Raw genomic sequence first — 24950 nt, 5'->3', positions numbered from 1 at the left:
TTCTTATTTTGTAATAGGTATTACACCTTTAAGGGGAAATCTCTCAAACTCCAGTCCGCTCATCTCCAGCTGATACGTATCCTGTTTCGGTACCTTGTAAGCAAGCGAAACGGTCTCCAGATTCTCTGCGACAATGAAATCCTTGTAGTACTGACCATCTACACGCAAGTTAATCTCTTCTGGTCCCTTGTTCGGGATGACGATGAAAAGCTTGCCTTTGTCATAATACACCTTTTCTATGTTCAGCTTTTTCTTGTTGCCAAATGGAATGCTTTGCGGATATTTGGCATTCCGATCCAGCACGATGTTTTCTCTAATGGATTTATTCGCAGATACCTCGTCGAATCGAAGCTCGAGTTTTTCCGGTACGTCTTCAAAGAAGAGCGATGGGAAAAACTGCATGGTATACTTGTCGCTGCCCTGAACCCGGGTAGCATCGCCACCTCGAACCCGTTCCAGATTCTCATTGATTCGGTCATCCATTGCCGGATATTCCTTTCCATTCCCATCTACCAGCTTCACATTCTCCAAGCGATACAGCTCGAATCCATCCTGCAAAGCAGCTTCCAGCTCCGCTTCCATCACCGTCGGAGAAGCTACTATCTGGTTTACCTTCAGACTCGTCAACAGGCTGTCTGTTTCTAGCACAGCCTCTACTTCTGCGTCCGGTTGAATTACTTTTTCCGCTACGGTGACAGACTTTGGAAGAGGCAACAATAATTCTGCCACCACTGCATCATCTTTTCGCATATCTACAATTTGCACAGGCAAGACGGGCTTCGTCTGATTCATGAACTCCCGCATTTTTTTCTCGTCAATTCGGTAATTCGGTGTGATGATAAGATAATGCACACCATCGATTAATTGAAATTCTTTCGGAGCATGCCCTGTTTCTATCAGCCCCCCCAAATCTACACGAAGACTCCCATAGAGCATCTCGCTTCTTGTCGATTCATCCGGAATTCGCGCGATCTCCTCCATTTTTTCACCGGAGATTAACAGCGTAAACGTAATCCGTCTGTGATCGACCATGGCATCCCTGATCTGATAAACAAAACCGTCCTTCTCCAATTTCACCTCAGGCAGAATCGGATAGCCATTTTTCAAAGCATGCATGAAACCTTCATCTGGTGTGATCCATTCAAAGGATTCCTGTCCTCTCTCTGCCCCCGTCAGTCCCCACGAGCTTCCCTCAAAGGGCTGAACAATCTGGAAGAACAAAGTAGCAGCAACAGCTACTCCAGCTGCCCAAGAGGTTACCTGCCAGCGACGGCGACGCTTCTCACGCTGAATTTTTGTGAGTACTTCCTGCTCGAATTGTTCCAAATGAAACGGATATTTTTCACGAACGGATTGCTTTGCTGATTGGCTCCATTCTTTCCACATGCGATCGTCGCTCATCCTTTTACCTCCTTCGACATGGTCTCCTTCAATTGCTTCCTGGCTCGATGCAAACGCGTACGGACGACCTCCTGCGAAACCGCGAGAATGTCCGCCACTTCCGCAATCGACAGGTCTTCGTAATAATGCAGGAGGATGACTTGCCTGTACTTCGGTGCGAGGGATTGAATGTACGTGACGACTTCTTCCCGCTTCACCCGGTTTATAATCTCTTCCTCTACCTGATTGTTTGCCTGCCGATCCATCAGGTCGCCCAAATGATCATCCATCGTCGGAAAAATGTTGCGAAACGACCACGACCGAAAATGCTTTTTGCTTTCATTCATCGCAATCTTGTAGAGCCAATGCTTGATCTGTCCGTCCCCGCGGAACTGATCGAGATGCCGATATGCTTTGATAAACACGTTTTGGGTAATATCGTCCGCCAAGGCATGATTCTTTACCGTAAGACTCACCAGATGAAAAATCTTCTCCCCGTATTGCTGCATCAGCCATTTCAGTCTGGCTTCCCGTGTAACCTCCAGACTCGCTGGCATTATTTCTGCTTCGTTCAACCCGTTCACCTCATCCGTTGATTGCTTGCTATTAGGTATGATCCGTCTCACGGCAAAAAGGTGACAGAAAATGCAAAAAGAAACCGCTGTGGTTTCCACAACGGCTACTTCGCTGTTTGTTCTTCCTTTTCCAAAAAACCAGACCTTTTGGATCGCTCTATAAAAAATGCTGCATCCAAATATTCGGCTCGATATATACGACTTCTTTCTTTTCTACGTCAACCTGCACGGGAACTAATGCGTCTGGAATGATGTACGAACCGGACTCCGGGAATTTCATCCCTGTCCAGCCTTCCCATTGCGTCAAGCTTCCTCTGATCAGCATGGATTCCGGCGCCACCTGCATGATCGTCGCTCCCAGTTTCCAATGTGTGCGCACCCACGGATCAAACGGAGCGGCATCGGTCGTTTTCCACTGAACATACTTGTCCATTGGCGTGAGTGGGTACTTGTGCTTGAGTGATGGACGTACAGGCGCCACCAAGTACGCCAAACCATTTTCCTTGGCGATATCCTTCATCGCCGTAACCATCTGCTTGCTGAGACCGAGGCCGCGATAGTGGGGATCGATGGAGATAGAGAGTGCCGATAACGCGTTTGGCTGTTTTTCTTGGCGGTAGTCTTCAATCCCTTGCAGAAAGACATCATCCCAGCCTTTTGGCAGCCCTTCCGCAGTGCCATCCCAGTAAAATGGAATCGCATTTCCTACAGCCATCAGCTTGTCAGCCTCGTCCGTCAGCATGAATTGATAAGGAGAGAACCAGTCATACAGATGACCGTAATATTCGTTAGCCACTTCGTCATTCAGCATGAAGGCAGACCAGCTTGCTTCGATTAGTGCATCAGCTTGATCGTTTAAATCCGATCTTTGTGCGAAAGTGTAGATGTTGTATGACATGCTTAGAATCCTCCTACGAACTCAGATGTCTATCTTCCCATCTATTCCCTATTCGTTTTTTTTCGACATTTTCCTCTTGCGGTGTGTCACACAATCGCTCCCATGATCGTTATATGGTCAAACCAAATGAGGAGCTGATTGGCATGAAAGAACGAACATGTGTGATTGTCGGAGGCGGGTACGCAGGTATCAACGCGCTAAAAGCCGTTCGCGATACGTGCAAAGGACGCCCGATCCGCTTCATCTTAATCGATAAAGAGCCTCATCACCTTCGCAAAGTCCTGTTGTTCAAACCAGCTGCTGCCAAAACGGATATCTCGATTCCGCTAAAAAGCCTGTTTCCAGAGGGCGTCGAATTCGTACAAGGTACAGTCACATCGATCAAAGGGCAAGAGAAAACCCTCTTATTTCGGAACAAAAATGGTCAAGAGCACGCATTGCCCTACGACATGCTCATCCTGGCAGTAGGAAGCGTCATTCGCCAACCGGAGCCAGAACAAGGCGGCATCGCTTTGACGGGCGTCGAGACGGCCGAGGCGGTTCGGGAAAAGTGGCTTGCCAACATGCGCCAAGCCGTCCATGAGAAGCAGCCGTCCGAACGCGAGCGATTGTTGACCATCGCCGTTGCAGGAGCGGGCATCAGCGGGATGGAAACCTCCGCGGAGCTGGCTTTCGCTATGCACGAGGAAGCGAAGAACCTCGGCATCCATCCTGATGAAGTCAAAGTCTATCTCATCAACGCACAAGATCGTTTGTTTACCGAAGGCCCTCCCAAAATGGGGCGCAAGCTGGAGAGTGCACTCACGGATGGCGGTGTAACCATTTTGCATGGTCAAAAGGCACTTCATGAGCAGAATGGACTCGTAACACTATCTGGAGGCCGCACGCTTGCTGTCGGACTATGCGTCTGGTCGCTCGGATTGCAACCCAATCCCGCATTGCGCAGCATGGGCGTGCCACTGACCACACACGGCCAGGTGGTCGTCGATGAATCCTATCGTGTAGCGGAAACGCCGGGGGTGTACAGTATTGGCGATTGTGCACGCATCGTAGATCCAGCCAGCGGGCAAGCAGATACGATGACATGCAAGGAAGCCTCCGGACAGGCGATGCGTTTGGGCAAAATTGTGCTGGCCGACTTGGATGGCACCCCTGCCCCCGCACACAAAAGCTACATGGACATTTACTGCGTCGGACTCGGCCCTGAACGCGGAATGGTTTGGACGAGAAAATGGGGACTCGATATCATTTTGACAGGGAAATTGGGGTGGAAGCTTCGCCAGTTCACCTGGAATGTTGCCAGCATGATAAAATAGGAAAAAATAGGGACGTACGAAGACACAAGAGGAAGTGACACAGCCATGGAGGCTCTGTACAAACAATATAAGGGGCTCATGTTCCACCTCGCCTATCAGATGCTCGGCTCGGCCACGGATGCGGAGGATATCGTGCAGGACGTATTCGTGAAGGCCCATGCTGTCTCGCTGGAACAGATGCCCGAACCGAAGGCTTACCTGTGCAAAATGACCACAAACCGATGCCTCGATTTGTTAAAATCGGCCCGCAAAAAACGGGAGCTGTATACTGGACCATGGCTACCAGAGCCCATCTCTACCCCTGATGCAGACGGCTATGATTCTGTCATTACCAAAGAGTTGCTATCCTACGCAATGCTCGTCCTGTTGGAGCGGCTATCTCCCCCAGAACGAGCGGTGTTCGTCCTGCGAGAAGCCTTTGATTTCCAATATGATGAGATTGCCGAGCTGGTTGGAAAAAGCGAAGCGAATTGCCGCAAGATCGTTAGTCGGGCGAAAAAGAAAATGGGGATGGACCCTGAGGCACCTCATTTCACCCCAGAAAAAGAGCTCGGCGAAGAATGGATCGGCCGTTTTCTGTCTGCGCTGGAGCACGGAAATGTCGAGACATTGCTCACTCTGCTTGCCACAGATGCCGTATTGCTCTCCGACGGCGGCGGCAAGGTCACCGCAGCCCTGCATCCGATCTTGTCTGGCAAACGCGTGGCTTCCTTCTTACTCGGCTTGATGCGCAGCTTCTCGAAGCGTCCAGATTTCTCTGTAGAGCTCGCACCTTTGAACAACGAGACCGGGTTTGTGATCAGACAAGACGGCAAGATCGACACCGTGGTGTTTTTGCATATCGAACACGGAGTTATTCGTAACCTCTACTTTGTCAGAAATCCTGATAAGCTAAGATTCATCGTGTCGTAGTCATCAAAACGAAAAGCCACCATGATCAGGTGGCTTTTTTTGTATGTGTATCGATCGGTCTTATTCGACGTTTACCTCAATCGTCACTTCTTTTCCGTCGTAGCTGGCTGTCAGTGTTGTATTACCAGTAGAAACTGCCGTCACTTCACCATTGTCTACAGTTGCAACCTCAGGATTTTCCGATACCCATTCTACCCCTTCGGAAACCAATTCTGTATACCCTCTCTCATATTCGGCATGAACTTGGAGGGTAAAGGTCTCTTCTGGAGAAAGACCTAGTATATAACGATTCAGCTTTAACTGTTTCGTCTCTTTTTCATCGACCACCAAAACTTTTGCTCGCATGTACTTATTGTCGTACTTGGCAGTCACATAAGCTTTTCCGTTCTTTCCTGCTCTGACCTCACCGTTACCAAACACTTCTAGTACATCTGGATCGCTAGAAGTCCAAGTGGCTTTTTCTGTTACATCCCTACTACTCTTGTCCCGGAAGAAAGCTGTTAGGGTTAACTGCTTCTCCTGTTCTGGTTCCAACACAAGCGTTTGCTCGGACAATTCGATAGACTTGACAGTCAATCCCGAAATGCTCACCGGAATCGTAAGCTCCTCCCCTTGATACTGGACGGTAATGATAGATTCGCCTTCTGTTTTCCCAGCAGTAATACGTCCTTTTTTCAAAGAGATCAGATCATTGTCGATGTTGTACGTAGTTTCTTTGTCTTTCGAAATATCCTTGCGCTTTTTGCCGTCTACCACATACACCTTGAGGTTTTTAGACTGATTTGGCTTTATCGTCAGTTCCTCAGGGGACGCTTCCAGGGTAAAGGTTACTTTTCGCTTCACGGTCACTTCTGTAGTTGCTGTCTTGTTCCCGTCGAGGGCTCTTACGGTAATCGATGTCTTCCCTGCGCTTTTTGCTGTTACGTTGCCTTCCTTGTCTACCTCTGCTACTTCAGGGGTGCTACTGGTCCACTCTACAGCTTTGTAGGAAGCGTACGTTGGCTGGATCGTAGCATGCAGCTGGACAGGCTCATCCCCGAGTGTCATAGTGAATGCCTCTTCCTCCAGTGTTACTTCAGAAACCGGATAGTATGAAGGCTGCGGTGGTGGCGTCGGCTTATTCACGACGTTCACGATGCGTGTGACAACGTCAGCATTGTTCCCAGCCGAATCTTTTGCGTGATACTTCAGTGTGTACGTCCCTGTTTGGATAGGATCGATGTGACCTTGGACCTCAGCCTCCAAGCCACTTTCTCGGTCTGTGATGGTTACGCCAGGATCAGTGAATGGGGTTCCTTTGTACAGCGTCATCGTCGCATCGCCCTTTAAGGTAATGACCGGTGCTGTCTTGTCGATGCGAACCTCCACTTTTTCCTCTTCACTCATTTTTTGCGAACCGTTAACCTGAACAGCGACAAGCTCTGTGATTCCTTCGGTCGACACTTTTATTTTGTCGGTGTATGTTTGCCAGGAGCCATTGTTCAGCTTGTACTGAATGGTATTTCCCAGCTCACCCACCATGGTTACTTCCACATCCTGATTCGTCCAGTCGTTATGGCTAAGGGTCATGACTGGCTTGGATGGAGTAGCTTCGACAGGCGTAATGGCGTTGGAAGGTGCAGAAGGAACGGATTCCCCTATTTCATTTGTTGCGGTGACTGTAAATGTGTACTCCGTGCCATCGCTCAATCCTTCAACGGTAATCGGGCTGTTTGTCCCGGTAGCCGTCAAGTTTCCAGGATGGGAGGTAACCGTGTAGCTCGTGATTCGTTTTCCATTTGGATTACCAGACTGGAAACTTACAATGGCACTGTTTTTTTCGAGCGTTGCCTCCACATTTAATGGGGCCTCAGGCTCTTTGAAGTTGAATAAGCCAAATTCCATAATATTTGGATTGTAACCATCATTCGTATCTGTAAAATTGACTCTGACATAACGACTCTTAACAGGAGCAGACAATAATAGAGATGTATTGTATGACTGATTTCCTTTTACTTTCGCATTTACATCTGGAATATCAGAAAAATTGATTCCGTCACTGCTTATTTGTAAGGAATAATCCTTGTTACGATCAATCGCTGCTTCTACTTCCCATAAACGAAACTCAGTCTCTTCCCCCAAGTCTACCTGGAACCATCCCGTACGACCTGTATCACTTATCCAACTGCTCTCAATCCCCACCTGACCATCTACAGCTTTGTCTGGTGAATAGGTTTGATAGTGCCCGCCGGATGTAACGGTTTTCCCAGTAGCCAAATTCTCTGCTCCAAAAGCCGCAAAAGCAGGACTCTCGATCCCCAACGTCAGAAGAACGAGACAAAGGAAGGTAGCCAATCCTTTTCGAAAATGGAGAGGTTCTTCCTTTCGCTTCGATTCTCTGTCTTTTTCGCTAGTCATTTTTATGCCTCCTCTTGTACTTGTAGTCGGCACCTAGCGTATCAAACGATTCTCACAAAAATCTCACAAACCTCCATCGAAATCAGCTACCTTCATTTCTTGTCTCTAATATATAGTCAGTCCTTCCATAATCGCGTAGTTTCCACGAGTACCTCATCCTCAAATTCCATTTTGTAAATATCAGGCTTGGACGTCTTTAATAAAAAGGCCAAGTCGTACTGATTGTCAAAGTACCCCATTATTAGTGTCATAACGGCGCCATGCGTTCCTATTACAACTTTCTGTCCCCTATATTGCTCTAAAATCTTTCGCAACGTTCTTATCGCACGATTCTGGCAAATACGGACGGATTCCCCCCCAGGCAACGAAAAGTCTGGCTCAGCAAACATCTGCTTTACTAGTGGGTATACTTCGTTATCGGCCATGATTTGATCATTTCCTATAAAAACGAGTTCTTTCAGCTCTTCAAAAACGACGATCTCTTTCCCTACGGACTGGGCTAGTTCTTCTATAGTTGCCATTGCCCTTTTATACGGACTTGAAATGAACGCATCTATTCTCTCGCTTTTCAACAATTGAGAAATGAGATGGGCATCTGACCTCCCCTTATCAGTCAGCCCTCGTGTTCTCTCGTCACCTTCGGTTTTTGGTGATTCTCCATGCCTGACCATGTAAATAAAGGTTTTCATGAGTACCCTCCCGTGAAGTATTTCCAATCATTTCTTTCTGGTACTTTCATCCCTGTACATGTATTACGAAAAATCCCCCTCTCCGTTTTCACCAGAAAGGGGGACTCTCTTACATTTTGAATCGATGCACGATCTCTTCCATCGTCTGCGTCAAGCCGACATTCCGTTCGGAAATAGACGTAATCTGTTGATTATTGTCCGCGATTATGCGAGATTGCTCCGTAATCGCCTCCACACTATGTGCACTTTTCTCCATGGAGTTCGTTACTTGCTCCACCACAGTAACCACATTGCTAATCGTTGAATTCAACTCTTCAAAAGAAGCACTGAATTCCGCCAGCAACGTATGGAAACGGTGTGCATCCATATTGTACTTCTCTGATGCTTCCATCATGCTATCGTAGTCAGGACTGACCCGCGTTTCAATGAAGTCCAATACGCTCGACGAATGAGTCGCCAGATTGTCTACGGATTCGCGCGCGACCTGAATAATGCGTTGAATATCAATCACGACCTCAGACGATTGCGTCGCCAGTCTGCGTATCTCATCCGCTACGACAGAAAACCCTCTACCGCTGTCTCCCGCACGTGCAGCTTCAATCGCCGCATTCAATGCCAACAGATTCGTCTGCTCAGAGATCGTGAGTATCGCCTCTGCCAACAGGTTGATCTTTCCCATCGATTCCTTCGAGTTGGTGATCGCAATTTCTGTTTGGGCCTTCACATTCATATAGAGCTCTGTCGTCATTTTATCCGCAGCCAATGCATGTTCACGCAAAGCAGTTGCCCGCGAGCTGACATCCTGCGCGGTCGCAGCCGCTTCTTCCGTTCTTTTCGTAATCGAGTGAATGACGGTCTCCATGTCGTTCAAGGTTGCATTCATCTCTTCTGTGGCCGCCATCGTCTCCTGCATATGGGCGAGCAAGATTCCCGTAGCCTCCGCGGTTCCGCTAGACTGCTCGCTTACTTTGTCAGTAGACTGCTTCGCGCTTTGCGCATTTTCAGCGACCGAGCGAGACACGGCTGTCAGCTTGCTCACAACCTCGCTCAATTGCTCACGCATAACAATGATCGACTGTGCCGTCAATCCTATCTCATCCTGCGTGCCCTGCTCGTTCACCGCCATTTTTTCCCGCAAATCAAATTGAGCCGTCTGCGTAATGATCTCCCTCATTTGATCAATCGGGCGGGTAATCCAGCGACTCAGCAGGAAGGATAGCAGCAACGCTCCTGCCACGGAACATACCAGCTTCCAGACAACGGACTCCAGATTGTCCGCCAGCTTCTGGTTCAGCTCCATATTGTCATACACAATCTTGATGACACGTGATTGGCTGAGATCATTGGGATCTTTGCCTAGCTTGTACGGCACGAGGCGATAAGTGAGATCTTTCTCCTCTGTTTTTTCATGAAACTCTCTGATTTCTTGTGATTGGTATGCTTCCGTAAAAATCGGCAAGTGATGATCGATCACCCGCAAGGCTTTCCCGTCGCTCCCTGTTCTCCCCAAAGCGTAACCATCATGAGAAAAGACCAGAATGTCTTTTACCATGTCGTATTTCTCCGTGATCGCCTGCGACACAGCCAAGAAATTAAAGGTCTGGAAAAGAGAGCTGTCCTGCAAATTCACACTGACTTCAAACAGGTACTTCTGGTCAAACGTAGGGAGATAAGCGAATTTTTTAATTTGACCTGTATTGACCGCAACCTCCATGCCATCAGCAGAAAACTCATTTCCATTGATTCGCTTTTTCAACAGCTCCGTAAATGCCCCGGCATTGCTGAAATCAAGCCCAATATCGGTTCTGACGCTGGAATGAACGACCTTGATATTTCGGTCAATGATGAAAATATCCATCCCATACTGCTCACGCAGGACTGCATAGTCCCACGTCTCCACCGCTGGATTTTGCCGATAGTTGTTCGTTAATACTTGCAGTGTTTGCTGCATGCGGGTTTCCATGTCGTTCTCAAAAACGCCGTATGCCATATCCACATTCTTCACTGCATTCGTGACATGATCCTCTACCAGCTGGTACTGTATCGCTTGGTCAGAAATAATATTTGCCTTGAACTGAACATAGTCAATAATAGACAACACAATGGCTACCAGCATCGTAAATAGTGAAATCATCAAGGTAAGCTTAGTACGAAAAGACATCCACATTCGTTTCATAAGTCTGCTCCAAGAAGTTATATTTTTAAACATAACTTAACATAATTTACCACACTTTAACTTGTCAATCTTTCCATGAATTTACTGTATTTTGGCAATATATACACTAGGATTTACCATTAACACCGTGCTTATAGTGTCAATGAACACCGTATGAACTTATGCCCAAAACCGCACTGCACCACCATTTCTTATGGTAAAATCGGCTCGAACGAAGATGTTCAAAACGTATGTAGGAGGACACCCACATGCAAAATCGTCAAAATGAAATTATTATTCCTGAAAATCCTGTTTCACACTTCCTGTTCACCAGCACGAAATCGGCTGCGATCTGGTTGATCATCAGACTGTATGTCGGCTATGCATGGATTACTGCCGGATGGAAAAAAGTCCAGTCCGATAGCTGGACTGGAGATGCAGCTGGCGGCGCGATTCAAGGGTTCGTAAAAGGCTCCTTGGCAAAAGCAGCCGAAGGAAAGGACGTAACGGGGTGGTACGCCTGGTTCCTGGAAAATATGGTATTACCAAATGCCAAGGTGTTCGGCTTCCTCGTTGCTTGGGGTGAGGTACTCGTCGGACTCGGCTTGATCCTCGGTTGCCTGACAGGAATCGCAGCGTTTTTCGGCGGCTTGATGAACGTCAGCTTTCTGTTCGCAGGAACGGTCAGCACCAACCCACTTCTTTTTGTTTTTGCCACTTGGCTCGTTCTGGCTTGGAAGGTTGCCGGCTGGTATGGTCTTGATCGCTGGGCGCTTTCTTATCTCGGAACACCTTGGACGAGAAAAGCGCGCGATGGTGTTTTGCCGATGAACAAGTAATCCTGTCTTTCCTCTCTAATGACAAAGCCACCTTTTGCGGGTGGCTTTTGTTGTTCCTACAGATCGATAGTTATTTAAGTAACGGACAAATTGTATGAATTTATTCCGACAGGTAACCGTGATTTCCGATGAATGTTTATACATTGTGTTGAATGACTGTCTGATTGCTGTGCATTATTCTTTTGAGGAACTATAAATTTTCTTATTTTTCAAATAATTCAACAGGAGGACTGTATGATTAAGTGGCTACTAGGCATTTCTACTGCTGTTTTGTTGTTTAGTCTCTCAGTCGGCTGTAGCTCGAAACCCGCCGACAATATCCAATCCCCTCCAACGCAAGCGACAGCAAAGCCTACTACCTCAGAGCCAATGGTCTTGCACTGGAGCATCACCGGGGAGCCGTCTACGATGGATGCTGGCATTGCAACAGATTCAACCTCAATGGACATGATCAATCTCACCTTCGAAGGACTGACCAGCGTCGACCGTCAAGGCCAGATGATCAACGCCATCGCGGAGAGCTACACGCATACTCCTGACTTCACTCATTTTACTTTTACCATTCGAAAGGACGCCAAATGGAGCAATGGTGATCCTGTTACCGCTCACGATTTTGAGTACGCCATCAAGCGCAATCTCGACCCCAAAACCGCTTCCGGCTACGCGTATCAGCTCTTCTATATCAAAGGGGGCGAGGACTTTTACACCGGAAAAGGCAAGCAAGAGGACGTCGGGATAAAAGCAAAGGACGACTACACACTAGATTTCACCTTGCGCTCACCAACACCGTTCTTCCGCGAATTGACCTCATTCACTACCTACTACCCTCTTCATAAAAAGACCATCGAGAGCAACCCCCAGTGGGCAACAGAAGCCAAAACGATTGTCGGCAATGGCCCGTTTGTGATGGATAAGTGGGAGCATAAGTCCAAGCTCACCTTCAGCAAAAGCGCTACTTATTGGGACAACGCCAACGTCAAGCTAGATCAGATCCAAATTGTCATCATCGAGGATAACAACACCGCCCTGTCCATGTTTGAAAATGGCGACCTGGATTGGGGAGGCTACCCTTCCTTTGGCTTGTCGCCGGATGCGGTCGGACAGATCAAGGAAGAAGGCAAGCTGCTCGTCGCAGATAACCCCGGCACCAAAGCCGTCATCTTCAATACAGAGAGGCCCCCTTTTACCAACAAAAAAATTCGCCAAGCGTTTTCGTATTCTATCAACCGACAGCAATTGGTGGATAACATCCTGCAGACCGGTGTCCCGCCGGCTTATGGCTGGGTTCCCGTCTCCATGGGGTTGAATCCAGACGGCTACTTTAAGGAGGATGTGGCGAAGGCTAAGCAGCTCTTGGCAGAAGGCATGGAAGAACTCGGGCTATCTCAATTCCCTAAAGTCACGTACTACTATGACACCGGAGAAACGGACAAGAAGTTGGCTCAAGCACTCCAGGACGAGTGGAAGAAAACACTGGGAGTCGACATTGACATTCGCACCTCAGAATGGAAAGTGTTCAACGAGGATGTCCAAAATGGCAAGTATGACTTCGGCATCTGGCTATGGGGAGCCGATTTCAACGACCCGATCAATTTCCTCGAAATGTACAAGGACTTGGGTGGCAACAACGTCGTTCGCTTCAACAACAAGGAGTACCGCGATCTGCTGAATAAAAGCTACTATGAGACCGACGAGCAAAAGCGCAAGCAGCTGTTGTTTTACTCTGAAAGAATTCTCATGGAGGAAATGCCGCTGGCACCACTGCACTTCCGCGGCAACGCTTATGTGAAAAACGACAAGGTGAAGGACTTCGTGATCTTCCCTCTCGGCGGTTCCTACTTTAAATACGCGTATATTGAACAATAATAGAGCGCGGGCGTCCTCTCTATGCGAAATAGATAGAGAGAGATGCCCGCGCTTCCATCATAAATACCGAGCGATCATCCGAACTAACTTTGCAGGGAACTCATGCAAATTGGTAATATCCAAAAATCTTTCATTCCCATAGATTTCACTTATCACATCCTTGTCTTGACCGATTGCCGCTGCTAGAAAAGTAACTCCTTTTCGTTCATATTCCTGTATGGTCTGTTTCATATCTGTAACAGCGTAACTTCCGGTATAGTCATCCATTGCTTTCGGTTGTCCGTCACTTATGCTAATCAACAGTTTTGTTTTTTGGGGGGACGCGGCTAATCGTTCCGCCATCAATCTAAGAGCCATTCCATCGCGATTATTACTTCTCGCATGAATTCTCATTAACCTGAAGCGATCATTGGCATCCGCTTTATCGAAGTCGACATAGGCAAAGATCGACATTTGCTCCAATCTGGAAACATCCGCCGTATCGCCGTAGATCAAAATGGGGATATGACAAAGCTGACAATATTCATATACGGCGATCACTGCTCGTTTTGCTGCTTCTAATCTCCCGTAAGCTGACATCGATGCGGATTCATCAACCCTTAGGCCAACCACAAGCGTAGGGGATTCCGTTGGAGGACGTTTCTTGGCAAAATACTTGTAATCCCTGTAAGCAACGCTGTCTGCTTGAAATTTGCTGCCATAGTAACGATTCCTCGCAAAGTCGGAAGATACCTCATGTTCCAGGTACGGAAGTGTCTTTCTGGCAATCTCTTGCACGATAGGCATGAGTCCTTGGCAAAGACGAACATATTCTTGTTGGTTTTCCTCATCGTAGTCTGGACGGTGAACAATGAGCTTTACTTTTTTATGAATCGAATCGGAAATGACCTCTCTTGCCTCTCGATTCAGCTTTTTACGGAAATCGCGTTCCTTTTGTTTCGCTTCCTCTGACATGGATTCAGGATTTGCCTGATGATAGTTAGGAGAGCCTTCTTCCCCCAAACCTGAACGCTCCATATGGGTAGAATCATCAGAGACACGGGAAGAGCTTTCGTCACTATCGGCAGATTTTTTCAATGCAATTCCCTTTTCCTCTCCATGGTTGTCTTTGCCAAAACCAGTGTCGTCTATATCTCCCCATGTCCTGATCTCTATGGCGTCGTCAGATTTTCGTTTTTTTTTAGCTCAATCTCGGCTTCTTCCAAGCTGGCAAACAAACCTTGACGTTTTAGTGCTTCTTCCAAAAGCTTTATTTCTTCCGAATCGGTTGTTATCTTGTAGATGACCTTATGATAAAGGGATTCTTTTGCGGAAGCTCCTCCAGCAATTGCATCTGCCCAGTAGAAAAAGGAACGCATTCCAGCCACGCCCTTGATCGCATTGGCCCGCGCTGTTCTGTCTAAAACCATAATCATGTCCGCTAAAATACCCAACATCTTTCCATCTTGAAAACCAGTTTTGGCTATGACACGTTCGATCATGATTTCTTTGGTCGGCAGGTCCATCTTTTCCGTATGCTGAACCCTGTCACGCAGCGCTTCGTTTAACGGTCTGGTTCCCGCATAACTGCGGTTTGTTGTGATAACCGCGATGAAGTCTGGGTGCCTGCGTATGATCTCGGTGGGAAGATTGATGCAGCCATCCAGCTCCAAGGCAGAGTTTAATGCCATTAACACCGCAGCATCACGAATCACGTTTGGTTCTTGGATTTCCAGAAGATAACCCTTTTGATAGGCTCTGACGATCTCCGAAGGGTAAAATCGATACTCAATCGCTTCACCATCGGTGTTTTCCGCTGCTGCAAGCTTCAGTAATTGCTTCATTTTTAAAGCTGCCTGTTCCTGTGTAATCCCCAGTGCATCCATCAAAATTTCAGCTATGCTTTGAAACCCATCGCTCTCATATAAAGCTTTCCATACCGTTTGCTCAGCAGGCTCCATTTTCTCTAAACGTTCAGAAGAAATTACGGGCAAAATAGCGCCAATAATATCCGATTTATCCATATCAGCAAAACAAGTCACTTTCGTATACGGCAACCCGAAATCAGCAGATAATGCTTTGGCTAGTTGTGTTTTACCAGAACCGGCATCACCTTCTAATAATATATTGGCGATTTTCATTTCCCCGCGATTCCAGTTGCGTTTTATTTCTTTACGAATGCGCTGTTCTTCTTCACTGACCTTATGAGTGGAAGGCTTTTTCCAAACAAGCTTTTTTTCTGCATCCGTCAGCTGTCTTTCGGGTGACAAATCATATTTTTCATTTTCAATCATCACATTTCTACTCCCCTCATAGTGCTGGCCCACTTTGATCTTTGTTCCTTTTCTCACCAAGAAGAGGAAGCAGCAAAGACGCACCGATCATAATCAACACACCGCTCACCACATATATCCCAACCAACGAGAGCGTCTCCTTGAGATAGCCGGATAGAAACATACCAATCACCATCATCCCCATAAAAACTGGCGTGATCGCACCAGATACCCGGCCAATAAATGCCCCCTCCGTGTTACGTACAATCAGCGTCTGGATTCCGCCTTGAATAAAAGGGAAGAAGAAACCGCTGATCACTAATAGAACAATCATCAACCAAATCGTTGTGGTAGCGCCTACTACCATCGTACATACGGCAGAGACAAGCAAGCCTACTATGAGCAGCATCTGTGGACGTACCTTTTTGGCTATCCCGATTATGATTGCTCCTCCTGCCAACATGGCTAACCCATTGGTCATTACCAACCACTGCAAAAATTGTTTGTCCTGCCCCAAATTCTCGATGACAAGAAAAATCTGAAGCGGTTGTGTCAGACCTGACGCCAATCCGACAGCAGAGAAAGTCAAACAGAGTGTGCGTAAGGATTGATTGGTCCCAATATAGCGCAGCCCCGCCTTCAGCTCCTTTATGAAGCCGCCGGCATAATCAGACTTCGTTTCCTCCGCGTCACGGGGAAGCGTCGCTAATACAAGGGAAGACCCTAAGAACAGAACAGCAGTCAAAATCAGAGAGGCTGTAATTCCAAACTGGATGAAAATAAACGTACCGATGACCGGACCTAAAACCGTAAAGACAGCGACAAGCGTTTGGGACATTGCCATCACGCCTTGTAGTTGTTCAGTTGGCACATGCCTCTTGTACAGTTTCATGGCTGAGGGTTGGGAAAATTGAGACAGGCTGGCGGAAATAAATGTTCCGATGAGAAGTGCCATCCATCCACCATTCATGAGTGCAAGCAGCACAGCCCCGACGGACACGGCAGACAGCAGATCGCTCCAAACCATTGTCCGCTTCGGCAGCCATCGGTCGGCAAAGGTCCCGCCAATAAGGCCAAATAGAAAGATCGGAGCGAATTCCGCAACCGAAATCAGTGATACATAAACCGGATTATTATTCGTCAATTCGCTAACGAAAAGAAGAACGGCATAATTCCGGATCCAAATCCCCAAATGCAAAAGCACGCGGGAGAGGATAATCGTACGAACATAACGATTGGAAAACATTTCAATACCCCATATCCTTTAATAGTTTTGATAATGTGCGCAGACGTTCACCGATCATCTCATCGTCGTTGCTCAGCCCTTGGCTAAACAGCTTAATGTCTTCATGAAGACTCTCATTGTCCGTGCATATCGCCACGGTCATTGCATCTCCTTGCAGGGCAACCCGGTCGATGACAGGCTCCTGCGGGTCATAATAATGCTCATATCTGTATGCGTCGCGAAAATGGGCCAACGACCGACAAATCAGTATGGACATATCAAGAACACGATGGAGAGGCAGTTCCTCCGATTGTTTTGACCATTCTTCTCCCGTGTATCTCCATACCTTGGCAGATATATCGACCTTTCTTCTGGAGTTGCCCTCTGCCACTCCCAGAGAAAGTGCTTTCGCATCTGTGTTCCTGGCTAATCGGCCATCAACGCGCTCATAGTTATCCGACACGACAACAGGCTTATGGTTCAAGTTCGTAGGTATTTTCATTTTCTTTCCCTCTTTTCGTTTGATTATTGTTCTTTCTGTTTTTCCTGGTTGTATCCGCGCTCTCCGTACGGCTGGAGCTGGTCGAGCCATTTTTGTTCCAGTTTCTTCAGGGCATCCTTTTCATCAAAGTATCCGTCTTCCTTCTTTTTCAAAATCTCCAACACTTCAAAGACGAATGCCTCTTCTCCGTACTCATTCCATTCCTGTTGAAGCTGCTTGTTTATATGCGAACCCATTTTGAGACTGAACAGCTTTCCGTTCATCGTCTTCAGGTTGCGGGTGGCGCTGATCCAGATTTTTTGGTTTTGGGTGTTTTTGATCTGATACACCCCTGCCTGCGTTTTCGATTCTTTATACAGTTGTTTCAGTTCTTCTCGATTCATGGTTTCTCCCTCACTTTTCCACCGACTAAATTAATAAACAAAATTCATTTTCGTTTGTTATTTAATAAACATAATGATTCATTGTCTTTTAATTGTCAAGTAAACAAAAAAGCACCGGAACATGTCCGGTGCCTAATTTGGGTCGGGTAACAACGAGTACAGGGCCAATGAATCTCCAATAAACAATAGAGAGAAATGTCTACGCTTATGCTTGTTAACTGGATGAAAACCGGTACGTATGGTACGGCGTATTGCAAGGTTGACCCTTGGACAATTCAAACTGTCCTTCTGTCAGATTCATCACGATGGAAAATAACGTGCGACCGACCAGCTCTTCTGCTCCAGTCGACTCCACGTCTCCATGTCGGCATATGGCTTCGGGAAAACTCATATGGTCACGAAAGATCTCCTTGATATGGTCAGCTTCGATCTGTCCTTGCGCTGCCGCCAACAGCTTCAGGGCCCGCCCCATTCGCAGATGCGTATCGGCTTCCCCCATTTTCGCTTGATCATCTACAGCTATACGGGACCCGACAAAATGATTGGCATGCGCGATATACCCTTCCATTGGATAGAGGACGTCGTGCGCTCTTGAGGTCGCTTCCACATCCACCGTCTCTCCTTCCCGATGCGCAAGCAAATAATTGGCTGACGTGCCACGTGGTAGACGGGTGATTTGCCGGATGGCTTGTGAGAGCGTCCCACTATTCAAGATTCCCCGCAATACGATATGAATAGGAACCCCGACGGTTCGCTCCGATATTCGCAAAAAATTCAGACAAACACCCATGCCTTTGTCGTTCATTCCGATCTTACCTACGATCCCCGCTTCGGTAATCATCAAAATGTTCGGACGTGGCTGTTGCTCGATCTCCAGTACAACAAGCCCCTTTTCCATGAGGTGTATCCAATCCCAGTTTTGCCCGATGATGGTCTCTTGGTTTTTCGTCACAGGAGGGACAGCCGCCACACTCGTGCACCCATCTGTTTTTCCAAATGGATCGCCTAAGTTGGTCATGATTTCACTACGAACATTGAGCGTCACAATATCAAGCAGATCCCGCTCCGCCCCTTCGCTAATTCCTCTGATTTCCTCCATAATCTCCTGGTCATACCGCTCGATCCAGGGGATGAACTGAGTAGCATATTCGGTTGCGTCCTTCCAGTGAAGACCTGCTCCATCTCGAAAGGTTCTTTCGTACGCTTCGAGATTGATCCATATTTGCTCTTTGGTGAGTTGGCCCATTTGTTGTCCCCGTTCTCGCGCTGTCCCCCTGATCCGATAGACAGGAAACCGTTCCATCGTAAGCGACTCCCCTCTATAGCGTTTTCACCATATAATAGCGATCGTTTCCACTACCATATTCCGCAATCCGTGTCTCGATAACCGCAAAGCCTGCTTTTTGATAGAGTCCGACTGCTCCAGTATTATCAGGGCTTACGGTCAGGCAAATCTGACGAAACCCATCCTCACGCAGCTGCTCTAGCAATCGGTTCAAGAAAGAGAACCCATACCCCATCCCTTTACGATCTGCTCGGATGTAATACCCATACATGTAGCACTTGTCCGGCTGACGAAAATCCCTCAGGAGCTGACATACCCCTACAGGACGCGCCTCCTCTGCTTCCATGAAAAGAGCAACGCAGCCATGTCGCACAAGCGGTACGAGCACCCATTCATCAATTGCTCCATGTACGCCAAAAGCCTCCTGCTCCATTGCCTTGATCATCTGAAGCTGGTCTTCTGTCAATGCCTCGACGATTTCTACGCGCGTATTTTGCATTCAGTCCTCTCCCTATACGGGTTGCCGCTTCGCTCCGATGACCTGCTCTGACCTCTCCGTTATGTCGGCAAGCACCGCTTCGTCTAGCTCTACACCTAACCCTGGCTGATCTGACACGACAATTTGACTTCCGTGAACCATAAGCTGAGCTACGTCCCGCGAAATGATCGCTGGTCCTGCCAATTCGTTAGAAATGATGTTCTTTTTCGCAAGCGACAAATGTGCACCAGCTGCACTGCCAATCGAAGACTCCAGCATCGAACCAATCTGACACTCCATCCCGGCCATCTCCGCCTGGTTTACCAATTTGAGAGCAGGATATATCCCTCCACTTTTCATCAATTTGATGTTTACTTTATCTGCAGCTTTCTTCGCGATGACTTCTCGCATTTCCTTCGTCCCGTGCAGTCCCTCGTCTACCATGATTGGAATCGTTGTTTGCCTGCGAATTTCCGCGAGAGCATCGAGATCATCAGCCAGGACAGGCTGCTCCATCCAATCAATGTGACAATCCTCGATCTGTTGCAAAACAAGCAAGGAGTTCGCACGGTTCTCCCAACCTTGGTTGGCGTCCACCCGCAACCCTACGCTAGGACCAACTGCCTGCCGAACAGCCCGGATTCGCTGGATATCTGTCTGAAGATCAGCTCCCACCTTTATTTTGATCGAGCCATACCCAGCTGCCACTGCTTGCCTAGCTTCAGCTGCCATGACCTCTGGCTCTAAAATACTTAACACATATGGGAAGGAAAGAGTCGTGTGATATTTTCCGCCCAAGAAATGATAAACAGGTTGACCAGCCGCCTTTCCCATCAAGTCATAGCAGGCAATATCAATGGCGGCTTTTGCTGCTGGGACTCCCCAAACAGCCTGGTTCATCTTCTCATGGATTCTCTCGATATCAAACGGATTCTCACCGATCACAACAGGCGCCAGATTATGAACGAGCATCGTATAGGTAGACTCCCACGTCTCTCCGGTGACATTTTGATCCGGTACCGCTTCGCCTAGTCCCACCAATCCATTGTCTGTCTCCACTTTTACAATAATGGACGGCATATCCTCATAAGAGGCGTACGCGATAATAAATGGGCGTTTTAGCGGCAGCTTAATGGCATGAACACAAACAGACGTTATTTTCATACTCGACTCTCCTCCGCAGCTGCTACTCGTGGAATGATTCGATAATAAAGGGACATGGCAGTGACAGAGCCGTCTTCGCCTGTTACAAAGCCAACTGTCAGCTCGCTCCCCTCCCTTTCTGTGATAAATTGATGCTCTCCAATTGGTCGCAGTAGATAGTTCAGTTGTTTTCCACCAAACGCATCCAACGTCTTATCTATCATCATCAGGACATCCTCTACCACATATACGATGATATCCATTCCTTCCCCACTAGCGTATCGACCGACATACTCTTCTAATTGGGAAAGAGGGACGCTATATGTCTCGACTTGGTACTGTGGCGTATTCAATGGACGTCCTTCTACGGCATGGAGTGCTGTCAGTGTGGCTTTTTCGACGGGACTTCCGGTTAAATTGGCCAAGGCCATGGATGTAATCCCCCGCTCCGGAACAATCGCTAAATGGGCGGCGACACCTTTGATCGCTCCACCGTGCTTGATCAAGGTACCCCCATAGTAGTCGGGTTGAATGGATAAGCCATACCCGTAGTACCTGCTGTAGCTGTTCTGAACATGCGGATAGATCATTTGTTTGACGCTCTCCTCGGATAAAATTCGTTCCTTACCCACGCATCCGCCCGTACGGAATATTTCAGCGTAGTTTAACATGTCTCGTACAGTTGAATTCAAATGCCCCGAGGCGGCTACCAGTAATCCGTCCTCCCACAGTGGATCTGGGTAAATCTCGGACACTCCATTATTCTCTTTCAAATGGTAGATGGTGGTGACATCCGGCAAGTGAGGCAGATCGCTCAGAAGAAAGGTGCTGCTCTTCATGTCTGCTGGTTCCAAAATATGCTCTTTGACATAAACGTCATACGACTTCCCACTCACTCTGGCTATGACCGCTCCCAGAAGAGAATAGCAATCATTCGAATAGCTGAACAATTGTCCTGGAGAGCCCACCAGCTCATATTCCGCCAGAGCGAGAGCTTCCATCAGCTCTTCGAACGTGTAGATCGGTTTCTGGTACTCCTTTTTCAAGTAACGGTGAATCGGGTTATCCTCTTCAGCCATGTCTTCGAGCATGGAGTTGCGGATCGCCAGGTGATCAATCGGCAAGGGCGGAATGCCCGTCGTGTGCGTCATAAAATGATGAATCGTCATCTGCTCCGTTTTTTGACGATCCGGGGTACGAAACTCAGGGAGGTATTTGATCACTGGATCATGAACAGAGAGCTTCTTCGCTTCCTGTAGCTGCATGATCGCCATGCATGTAAAGGACTTCGTAACGGAGGCCAAACCCATCACGGTATCAGGAGTGATTTCGAGTTCCTTTTCACGATCCCGGTAGCCAAAGCTTTTGCGAAACAAGCTCTGCCCATCCAGATTCACACCCATGACGAAACCCGGAACGCTGCCTTCCCTCATTTCTTTTTCAACCAGGTCTTCCCATTCTACTGACCAGCCTTGCTGTCTCATTTCTTCCACCTCTTTCGAATGTTGTCATGCCATGCCCTACTCGTTCACCCACATGTCCTGAATAATCAAGGATGCTAATGGATTTGGCTTGACGCCTTGAATCCGGTTACTGACGACCACGAATGTTTTTGCGGAATAGAGCGGAATCCAATAGGCCTGTTCCACGACTCTTTTTTGAATGTCTGCAAAAACCTGCTGTCGCTGCGCTTGGTCTGTTGTCGTTCGTCCTTTGTCTAGCAGGTTATCGAGCTGTTGATCACTGAGGCGCAAGAAATTCAAGCCCCCGATCTGACTCGAATGCAGTAACAAGTTCAAAATATCTGGATCAACGCTGCCATGACCCGTTGAGAACAAATCGAACTCGCCCTTTAGTGCCTGTTCATGAGCTGTCGCCGATTCATACTTTTGGATATGCAGTTCGACACCAATCTCTTTGAACATGCTTTGCACCAACTGATGCCCGGGATTTGTATCTTCGACGAGCATCGTCAGGCTGAGCGTTTTCCCATCCATTTCTCTGATCCCTTGCGCGTTTGGATTCCATCCTGCTTCATCCAGCAATTGTCTGGCTTGCTCCGCATTGTACTTGTAGCCGTACTGCTCTACTGCCGCATCATATCCGATCATCGTAGGCGGGATCGGTCCGTAGACAGGCACCCCCTCTCCTTGCAAATCCGCTATGATCAATGCATCTTTGTTGATCGCCAGGTTCAGTGCCTTTCTCACGCGGACATCCTGCAAGATTTCATTTTCCAGATTCATCCCAATAAAGTACTCTGCAGGCTGCATCCCTTCCAACACCGTAAAATCTTTGTGATCCTTGTATTTCTTCGCGTCTTTTGGCGGTACAGTTGCAATATCAATCGTTCCACTGTCGAGAGCAGCCATCATGGTCTGGTCGTCTTGAATAAATTTCAGAACAAACTTGTCGGGTCTTACAGGTCCTTGATTCAGAGCAAAGGGAGCTGCCCACTTATAATCGTCGTTTCGTACCAGTGTGATCGATTCGCCTGTTTTCCAGCTCTCGAATTTCCACGGACCTACCCCGACAGGATTGCGTCCCAGCTGATTTCCGTATTTGTTTCGTGCCTCTATGGAAATGGGCTGCTGGTAGCCGCCATATGATAAGTTAGAAAGTAAGGAAGCGGAGGGCTCATCCAAATGAAAGATCAATGTGGAATCATCAGGAGCTGAAATGGATTTGATCGCAGATACATCCGGTCCCGTAACCGGTGAGGCTGTTTTCGGATCGAGTGCGCGTTCATAGCTTTGCTTAAAAACTTCCGCTGTGAGCGGTGTTCCATCATGGAACTTCACGCCAGGGCGTATCTTGAACGTCATGGTCTTGCCGTCTTCCGAGATCGTGTACGATTCAGCCAGATGCGGCTTCAACTCAAACGTAAAGGGATCGAGGATCAGCAGAGCTCCCCCCAACATGCCCCCAACAAAATTTCCCGCTGGCAACGACGTCTTTTGCGGGTCCAGCGTATCTGGCTCCATCTGGTAGCCCATGGTGATCGTCCCACCCTTTTTGGGCTGGGAGTTTTTTGCTGGTTGATTTGCTTGCTTCTCGTCTGTAGGCGGAGTGGAAGCAGAGCTGCAGCCAACGATGGAAAAGACGAGTACACACATAAGTAAAACACTGCGAATTTGGCTCTTTAACCGTTCTGATAGCATGTCGCGACCTCCGTTTTTCGAGTCATTTCCATTTGAAGCTTGCTTTTGTCGTTATATAGTCGCTAATTAGGTCGGATTGCTTCTTACATGAGGGATGTGGGGGTCCCGGATTGCCTTCGCAAACGGAAAACCGGGACAGGTTGATGTTACATGAGGAGAGTCATGAATAATTAAGGCGATACACAGCCCGCGGGCGTCCTTGCTGATACGGCTGTTCTTCTCCGACGACCTCTACGACCTGATGATCGATCAGTTTTTTCAAGGTTCTTTCTGAACTGCGGCGACTGATCTGGAGGTACTCGGCTAAATCGGAAGCGGTGAAGCGGTTATCGCGGCGAAGCTTGACATACTGCATGATTTTCGTGATGGTAGCGACACTTGCGCCAGTCTTCTCCGCGATCTCCAGCACTTCCTTGTTCTCGCTTTTTAATTGGAACGTCTTCGCTTCTGTATTCAACGGACCGATCACTTCTTTTTCATCCGTCACCAAATACGCACTGCTTTCTTTTGTTTTCTGGGCATGATAGATCGCAATGCGTGCGTTCGCTTCGGCCTCTTTCGCTGTTAGGCCAAAACCAAACCCAATGGCAACCGTCACTTTGGCAAGCAGATCGACATTGCCCACTACTTGCATGATCTTCCCGTATTCAATCATTTGCTCGATGCTGCCTCTCGTGCCATAGATGATGAATTGATCTAGTCCCAATTTTTGAATGGAAGCGTCCGTCTCTTTGACGAGCTCCAGCAGCTCTTGCAACAAAATAATCGTCGCATCTTGCCATTGTGTTTCTACTGGCGGACCATCATTTTGCTGGATCGCTGCAATCCCCACAGCTATCTGCGAATTTTTGCTAATTTTCAATCGGCCGTAAGCAATAGCTTGATTGACGGCATCGCGAATATTTTTATCGGGACTAACGAGAGAAGCGGAAGGGATATTCATCTCACGTAATCGACTGTATACGTAGTCAACGCCAGTCAAAGCAAAATGGCTCTTTTTCTGTTCCCAGCGCTCCTTGTGGAATTGAATAATCTCCTCCACGTCAAATCTCGTCCCGCCTTCTTCAATAATCTCACTGTAGTCTTTTACATACCAAGGCGTAGAAGTAATGCCCAATTCTTCAGCAACCTTCTCAATATACTCCGCTTTTGGCAAATCTATCGAGATGCGGTCCAGTCCTCCTGGAACGTTCAGCAAGGTATGAAACAACGAGAGGGAAATGGTATATTCATCGAGCGGAATGTACACCGCAGGCAGCTTCTTTTGCTCTACCTTTTCCTTGGCAAAAAAATAAGGAAGTGGGCCAGCAAAAAGCAGCACGTCGCAGTCATGGATTTGATCAAGCAACGCAGCACTCTCTTTGGGGTTCTGGTATGTATACGAGGTCAGTTGAATGTAATCGATGGATTGGGTATGCTTCAAGATCCTTGGCAAAAATTCTTCCGAAGAGATTACCGCTATCGTAATGGTCAATGTTCCACTCCCTCATCTCT

General features: G+C 47.8%; 21 protein-coding genes. 4 read left to right on the top strand and 17 right to left on the bottom strand.

All coding sequences use genetic code 11. From position 1 onward, the window contains the following. Nucleotides 1-3: 3 nt before the first annotated feature. The 3 genes from HPY27_RS24430 to HPY27_RS24420 all read right to left on the bottom strand — a co-directional run bounded on the left by HPY27_RS24430 (nt 4) and on the right by HPY27_RS24420 (nt 2853). Nucleotides 4-1401 (bottom strand): hypothetical protein, encoded by a 1398-nt coding sequence (locus tag HPY27_RS24430; protein ID WP_174226191.1) that lies wholly within the window; start codon nt 1399-1401, stop codon nt 4-6. Beyond that, complete coding sequence (locus HPY27_RS24425) at nt 1398-1955, bottom strand: sigma-70 family RNA polymerase sigma factor (RefSeq protein ID WP_017251786.1); 558 nt, start codon at nt 1953-1955, stop codon at nt 1398-1400. Before HPY27_RS24425 ends, HPY27_RS24430 begins: the two co-directional genes overlap by 4 nt. 157 nt (nt 1956-2112) lie before the next feature. Beyond that, nucleotides 2113-2853, bottom strand: a complete 741-nt coding sequence (locus HPY27_RS24420; RefSeq protein ID WP_173623858.1) for a GNAT family N-acetyltransferase — start codon at nt 2851-2853, stop codon at nt 2113-2115. A 143-nt stretch (nt 2854-2996) separates the two neighbouring features. On the opposite strand from HPY27_RS24420, the gene HPY27_RS24415 reads away from it, so the two are divergent. Continuing rightward, nucleotides 2997-4169 carry an NAD(P)/FAD-dependent oxidoreductase gene (locus HPY27_RS24415; protein WP_017251783.1) on the top strand — a complete coding sequence of 391 codons (1173 nt, stop codon included), beginning with the start codon at nt 2997-2999 and terminating at the stop codon, nt 4167-4169. A gap of 45 nt (nt 4170-4214) precedes the next feature. Then, nucleotides 4215-5081, top strand: a complete 867-nt coding sequence (locus tag HPY27_RS24410; RefSeq protein WP_069851763.1) for an RNA polymerase sigma-70 factor — start codon at nt 4215-4217, stop codon at nt 5079-5081. Nucleotides 5082-5141: 60 nt separating this feature from the next. On the opposite strand, the gene HPY27_RS24405 is transcribed toward HPY27_RS24410, so the two are convergent. The 3 genes from HPY27_RS24405 to HPY27_RS24395 all read right to left on the bottom strand — a co-directional run bounded on the left by HPY27_RS24405 (nt 5142) and on the right by HPY27_RS24395 (nt 10343). Then, on the bottom strand, nt 5142-7478 hold the full coding sequence (locus tag HPY27_RS24405; protein WP_174226190.1) for an Ig-like domain-containing protein: 2337 nt from the start codon (nt 7476-7478) through the stop codon (nt 5142-5144). A 116-nt stretch (nt 7479-7594) separates the two neighbouring features. Further along, nucleotides 7595-8167 (bottom strand): histidine phosphatase family protein, encoded by a 573-nt coding sequence (locus tag HPY27_RS24400; RefSeq protein WP_174226189.1) that lies wholly within the window; start codon nt 8165-8167, stop codon nt 7595-7597. 109 nt (nt 8168-8276) lie between these two features. Then, nucleotides 8277-10343, bottom strand: coding sequence for a methyl-accepting chemotaxis protein (locus tag HPY27_RS24395; protein WP_174226188.1), 2067 nt, complete (start codon nt 10341-10343; stop codon nt 8277-8279). A 248-nt stretch (nt 10344-10591) separates the two neighbouring features. Here HPY27_RS24395 and HPY27_RS24390 point away from each other — a divergent pair, with 248 nt between their 5' ends. After that, the gene (locus HPY27_RS24390) at nt 10592-11161 is read left to right on the top strand and encodes a DoxX family protein (RefSeq protein ID WP_017251778.1); all 570 of its coding nucleotides are present in this window, start codon (nt 10592-10594) and stop codon (nt 11159-11161) included. Between the two features lie 234 nt (nt 11162-11395). Beyond that, nucleotides 11396-13027 carry a peptide ABC transporter substrate-binding protein gene (locus tag HPY27_RS24385; protein ID WP_174226187.1) on the top strand — a complete coding sequence of 544 codons (1632 nt, stop codon included), beginning with the start codon at nt 11396-11398 and terminating at the stop codon, nt 13025-13027. 57 nt (nt 13028-13084) lie between these two features. Here HPY27_RS24385 and HPY27_RS24380 read toward each other — a convergent pair whose 3' ends face one another. The 11 genes from HPY27_RS24380 to HPY27_RS24330 form a co-directional block, all read right to left on the bottom strand. Continuing rightward, entirely contained in the window at nt 13085-14104 is a 1020-nt protein-coding gene (locus tag HPY27_RS24380) for a vWA domain-containing protein (RefSeq protein WP_174226186.1), read from the bottom strand. Nucleotides 14105-14178: 74 nt separating this feature from the next. Next, complete coding sequence (locus HPY27_RS24375; protein ID WP_174226185.1) at nt 14179-15300, bottom strand: AAA family ATPase; 1122 nt, start codon at nt 15298-15300, stop codon at nt 14179-14181. 16 nt (nt 15301-15316) lie between these two features. After that, a complete protein-coding gene (locus tag HPY27_RS24370; RefSeq protein ID WP_174226184.1) occupies nt 15317-16525 on the bottom strand; it encodes an MFS transporter in 1209 nt (402 codons plus the stop codon). Nucleotide 16526: 1 nt separating this feature from the next. Then, on the bottom strand, nt 16527-17006 hold the full coding sequence (locus tag HPY27_RS24365; protein WP_017251773.1) for a DUF6530 family protein: 480 nt from the start codon (nt 17004-17006) through the stop codon (nt 16527-16529). A gap of 23 nt (nt 17007-17029) precedes the next feature. After that, on the bottom strand, nt 17030-17389 hold the full coding sequence (locus HPY27_RS24360) for a GIY-YIG nuclease family protein (RefSeq protein ID WP_017251772.1): 360 nt from the start codon (nt 17387-17389) through the stop codon (nt 17030-17032). Nucleotides 17390-17603: 214 nt separating this feature from the next. After that, a complete protein-coding gene (locus HPY27_RS24355) occupies nt 17604-18692 on the bottom strand; it encodes a C45 family autoproteolytic acyltransferase/hydrolase (protein WP_173623865.1) in 1089 nt (362 codons plus the stop codon). Between the two features lie 16 nt (nt 18693-18708). Continuing rightward, entirely contained in the window at nt 18709-19173 is a 465-nt protein-coding gene (locus HPY27_RS24350) for a GNAT family N-acetyltransferase (protein ID WP_174226183.1), read from the bottom strand. A 12-nt stretch (nt 19174-19185) separates the two neighbouring features. Beyond that, on the bottom strand, nt 19186-20316 hold the full coding sequence (locus tag HPY27_RS24345; protein ID WP_173623866.1) for a mandelate racemase/muconate lactonizing enzyme family protein: 1131 nt from the start codon (nt 20314-20316) through the stop codon (nt 19186-19188). Beyond that, nucleotides 20313-21779 carry a serine hydrolase gene (locus tag HPY27_RS24340; protein ID WP_174226182.1) on the bottom strand — a complete coding sequence of 489 codons (1467 nt, stop codon included), beginning with the start codon at nt 21777-21779 and terminating at the stop codon, nt 20313-20315. Before HPY27_RS24340 ends, HPY27_RS24345 begins: the two co-directional genes overlap by 4 nt. A gap of 36 nt (nt 21780-21815) precedes the next feature. Continuing rightward, complete coding sequence (locus tag HPY27_RS24335; protein ID WP_174226181.1) at nt 21816-23456, bottom strand: ABC transporter substrate-binding protein; 1641 nt, start codon at nt 23454-23456, stop codon at nt 21816-21818. 160 nt (nt 23457-23616) lie between these two features. Continuing rightward, the gene (locus HPY27_RS24330; protein WP_174226180.1) at nt 23617-24930 is read right to left on the bottom strand and encodes a helix-turn-helix domain-containing protein; all 1314 of its coding nucleotides are present in this window, start codon (nt 24928-24930) and stop codon (nt 23617-23619) included. Nucleotides 24931-24950: the final 20 nt, after the last annotated feature.

The organism is Brevibacillus sp. HB1.1 (assembly GCF_013332445.1).
GTDB classification, from domain to species: domain Bacteria; phylum Bacillota; class Bacilli; order Brevibacillales; family Brevibacillaceae; genus Brevibacillus; species Brevibacillus porteri.
The sequence above is the reverse complement of the archived record's forward strand: the minus strand, read 5'-3'. Positions and strand labels throughout refer to the sequence as shown.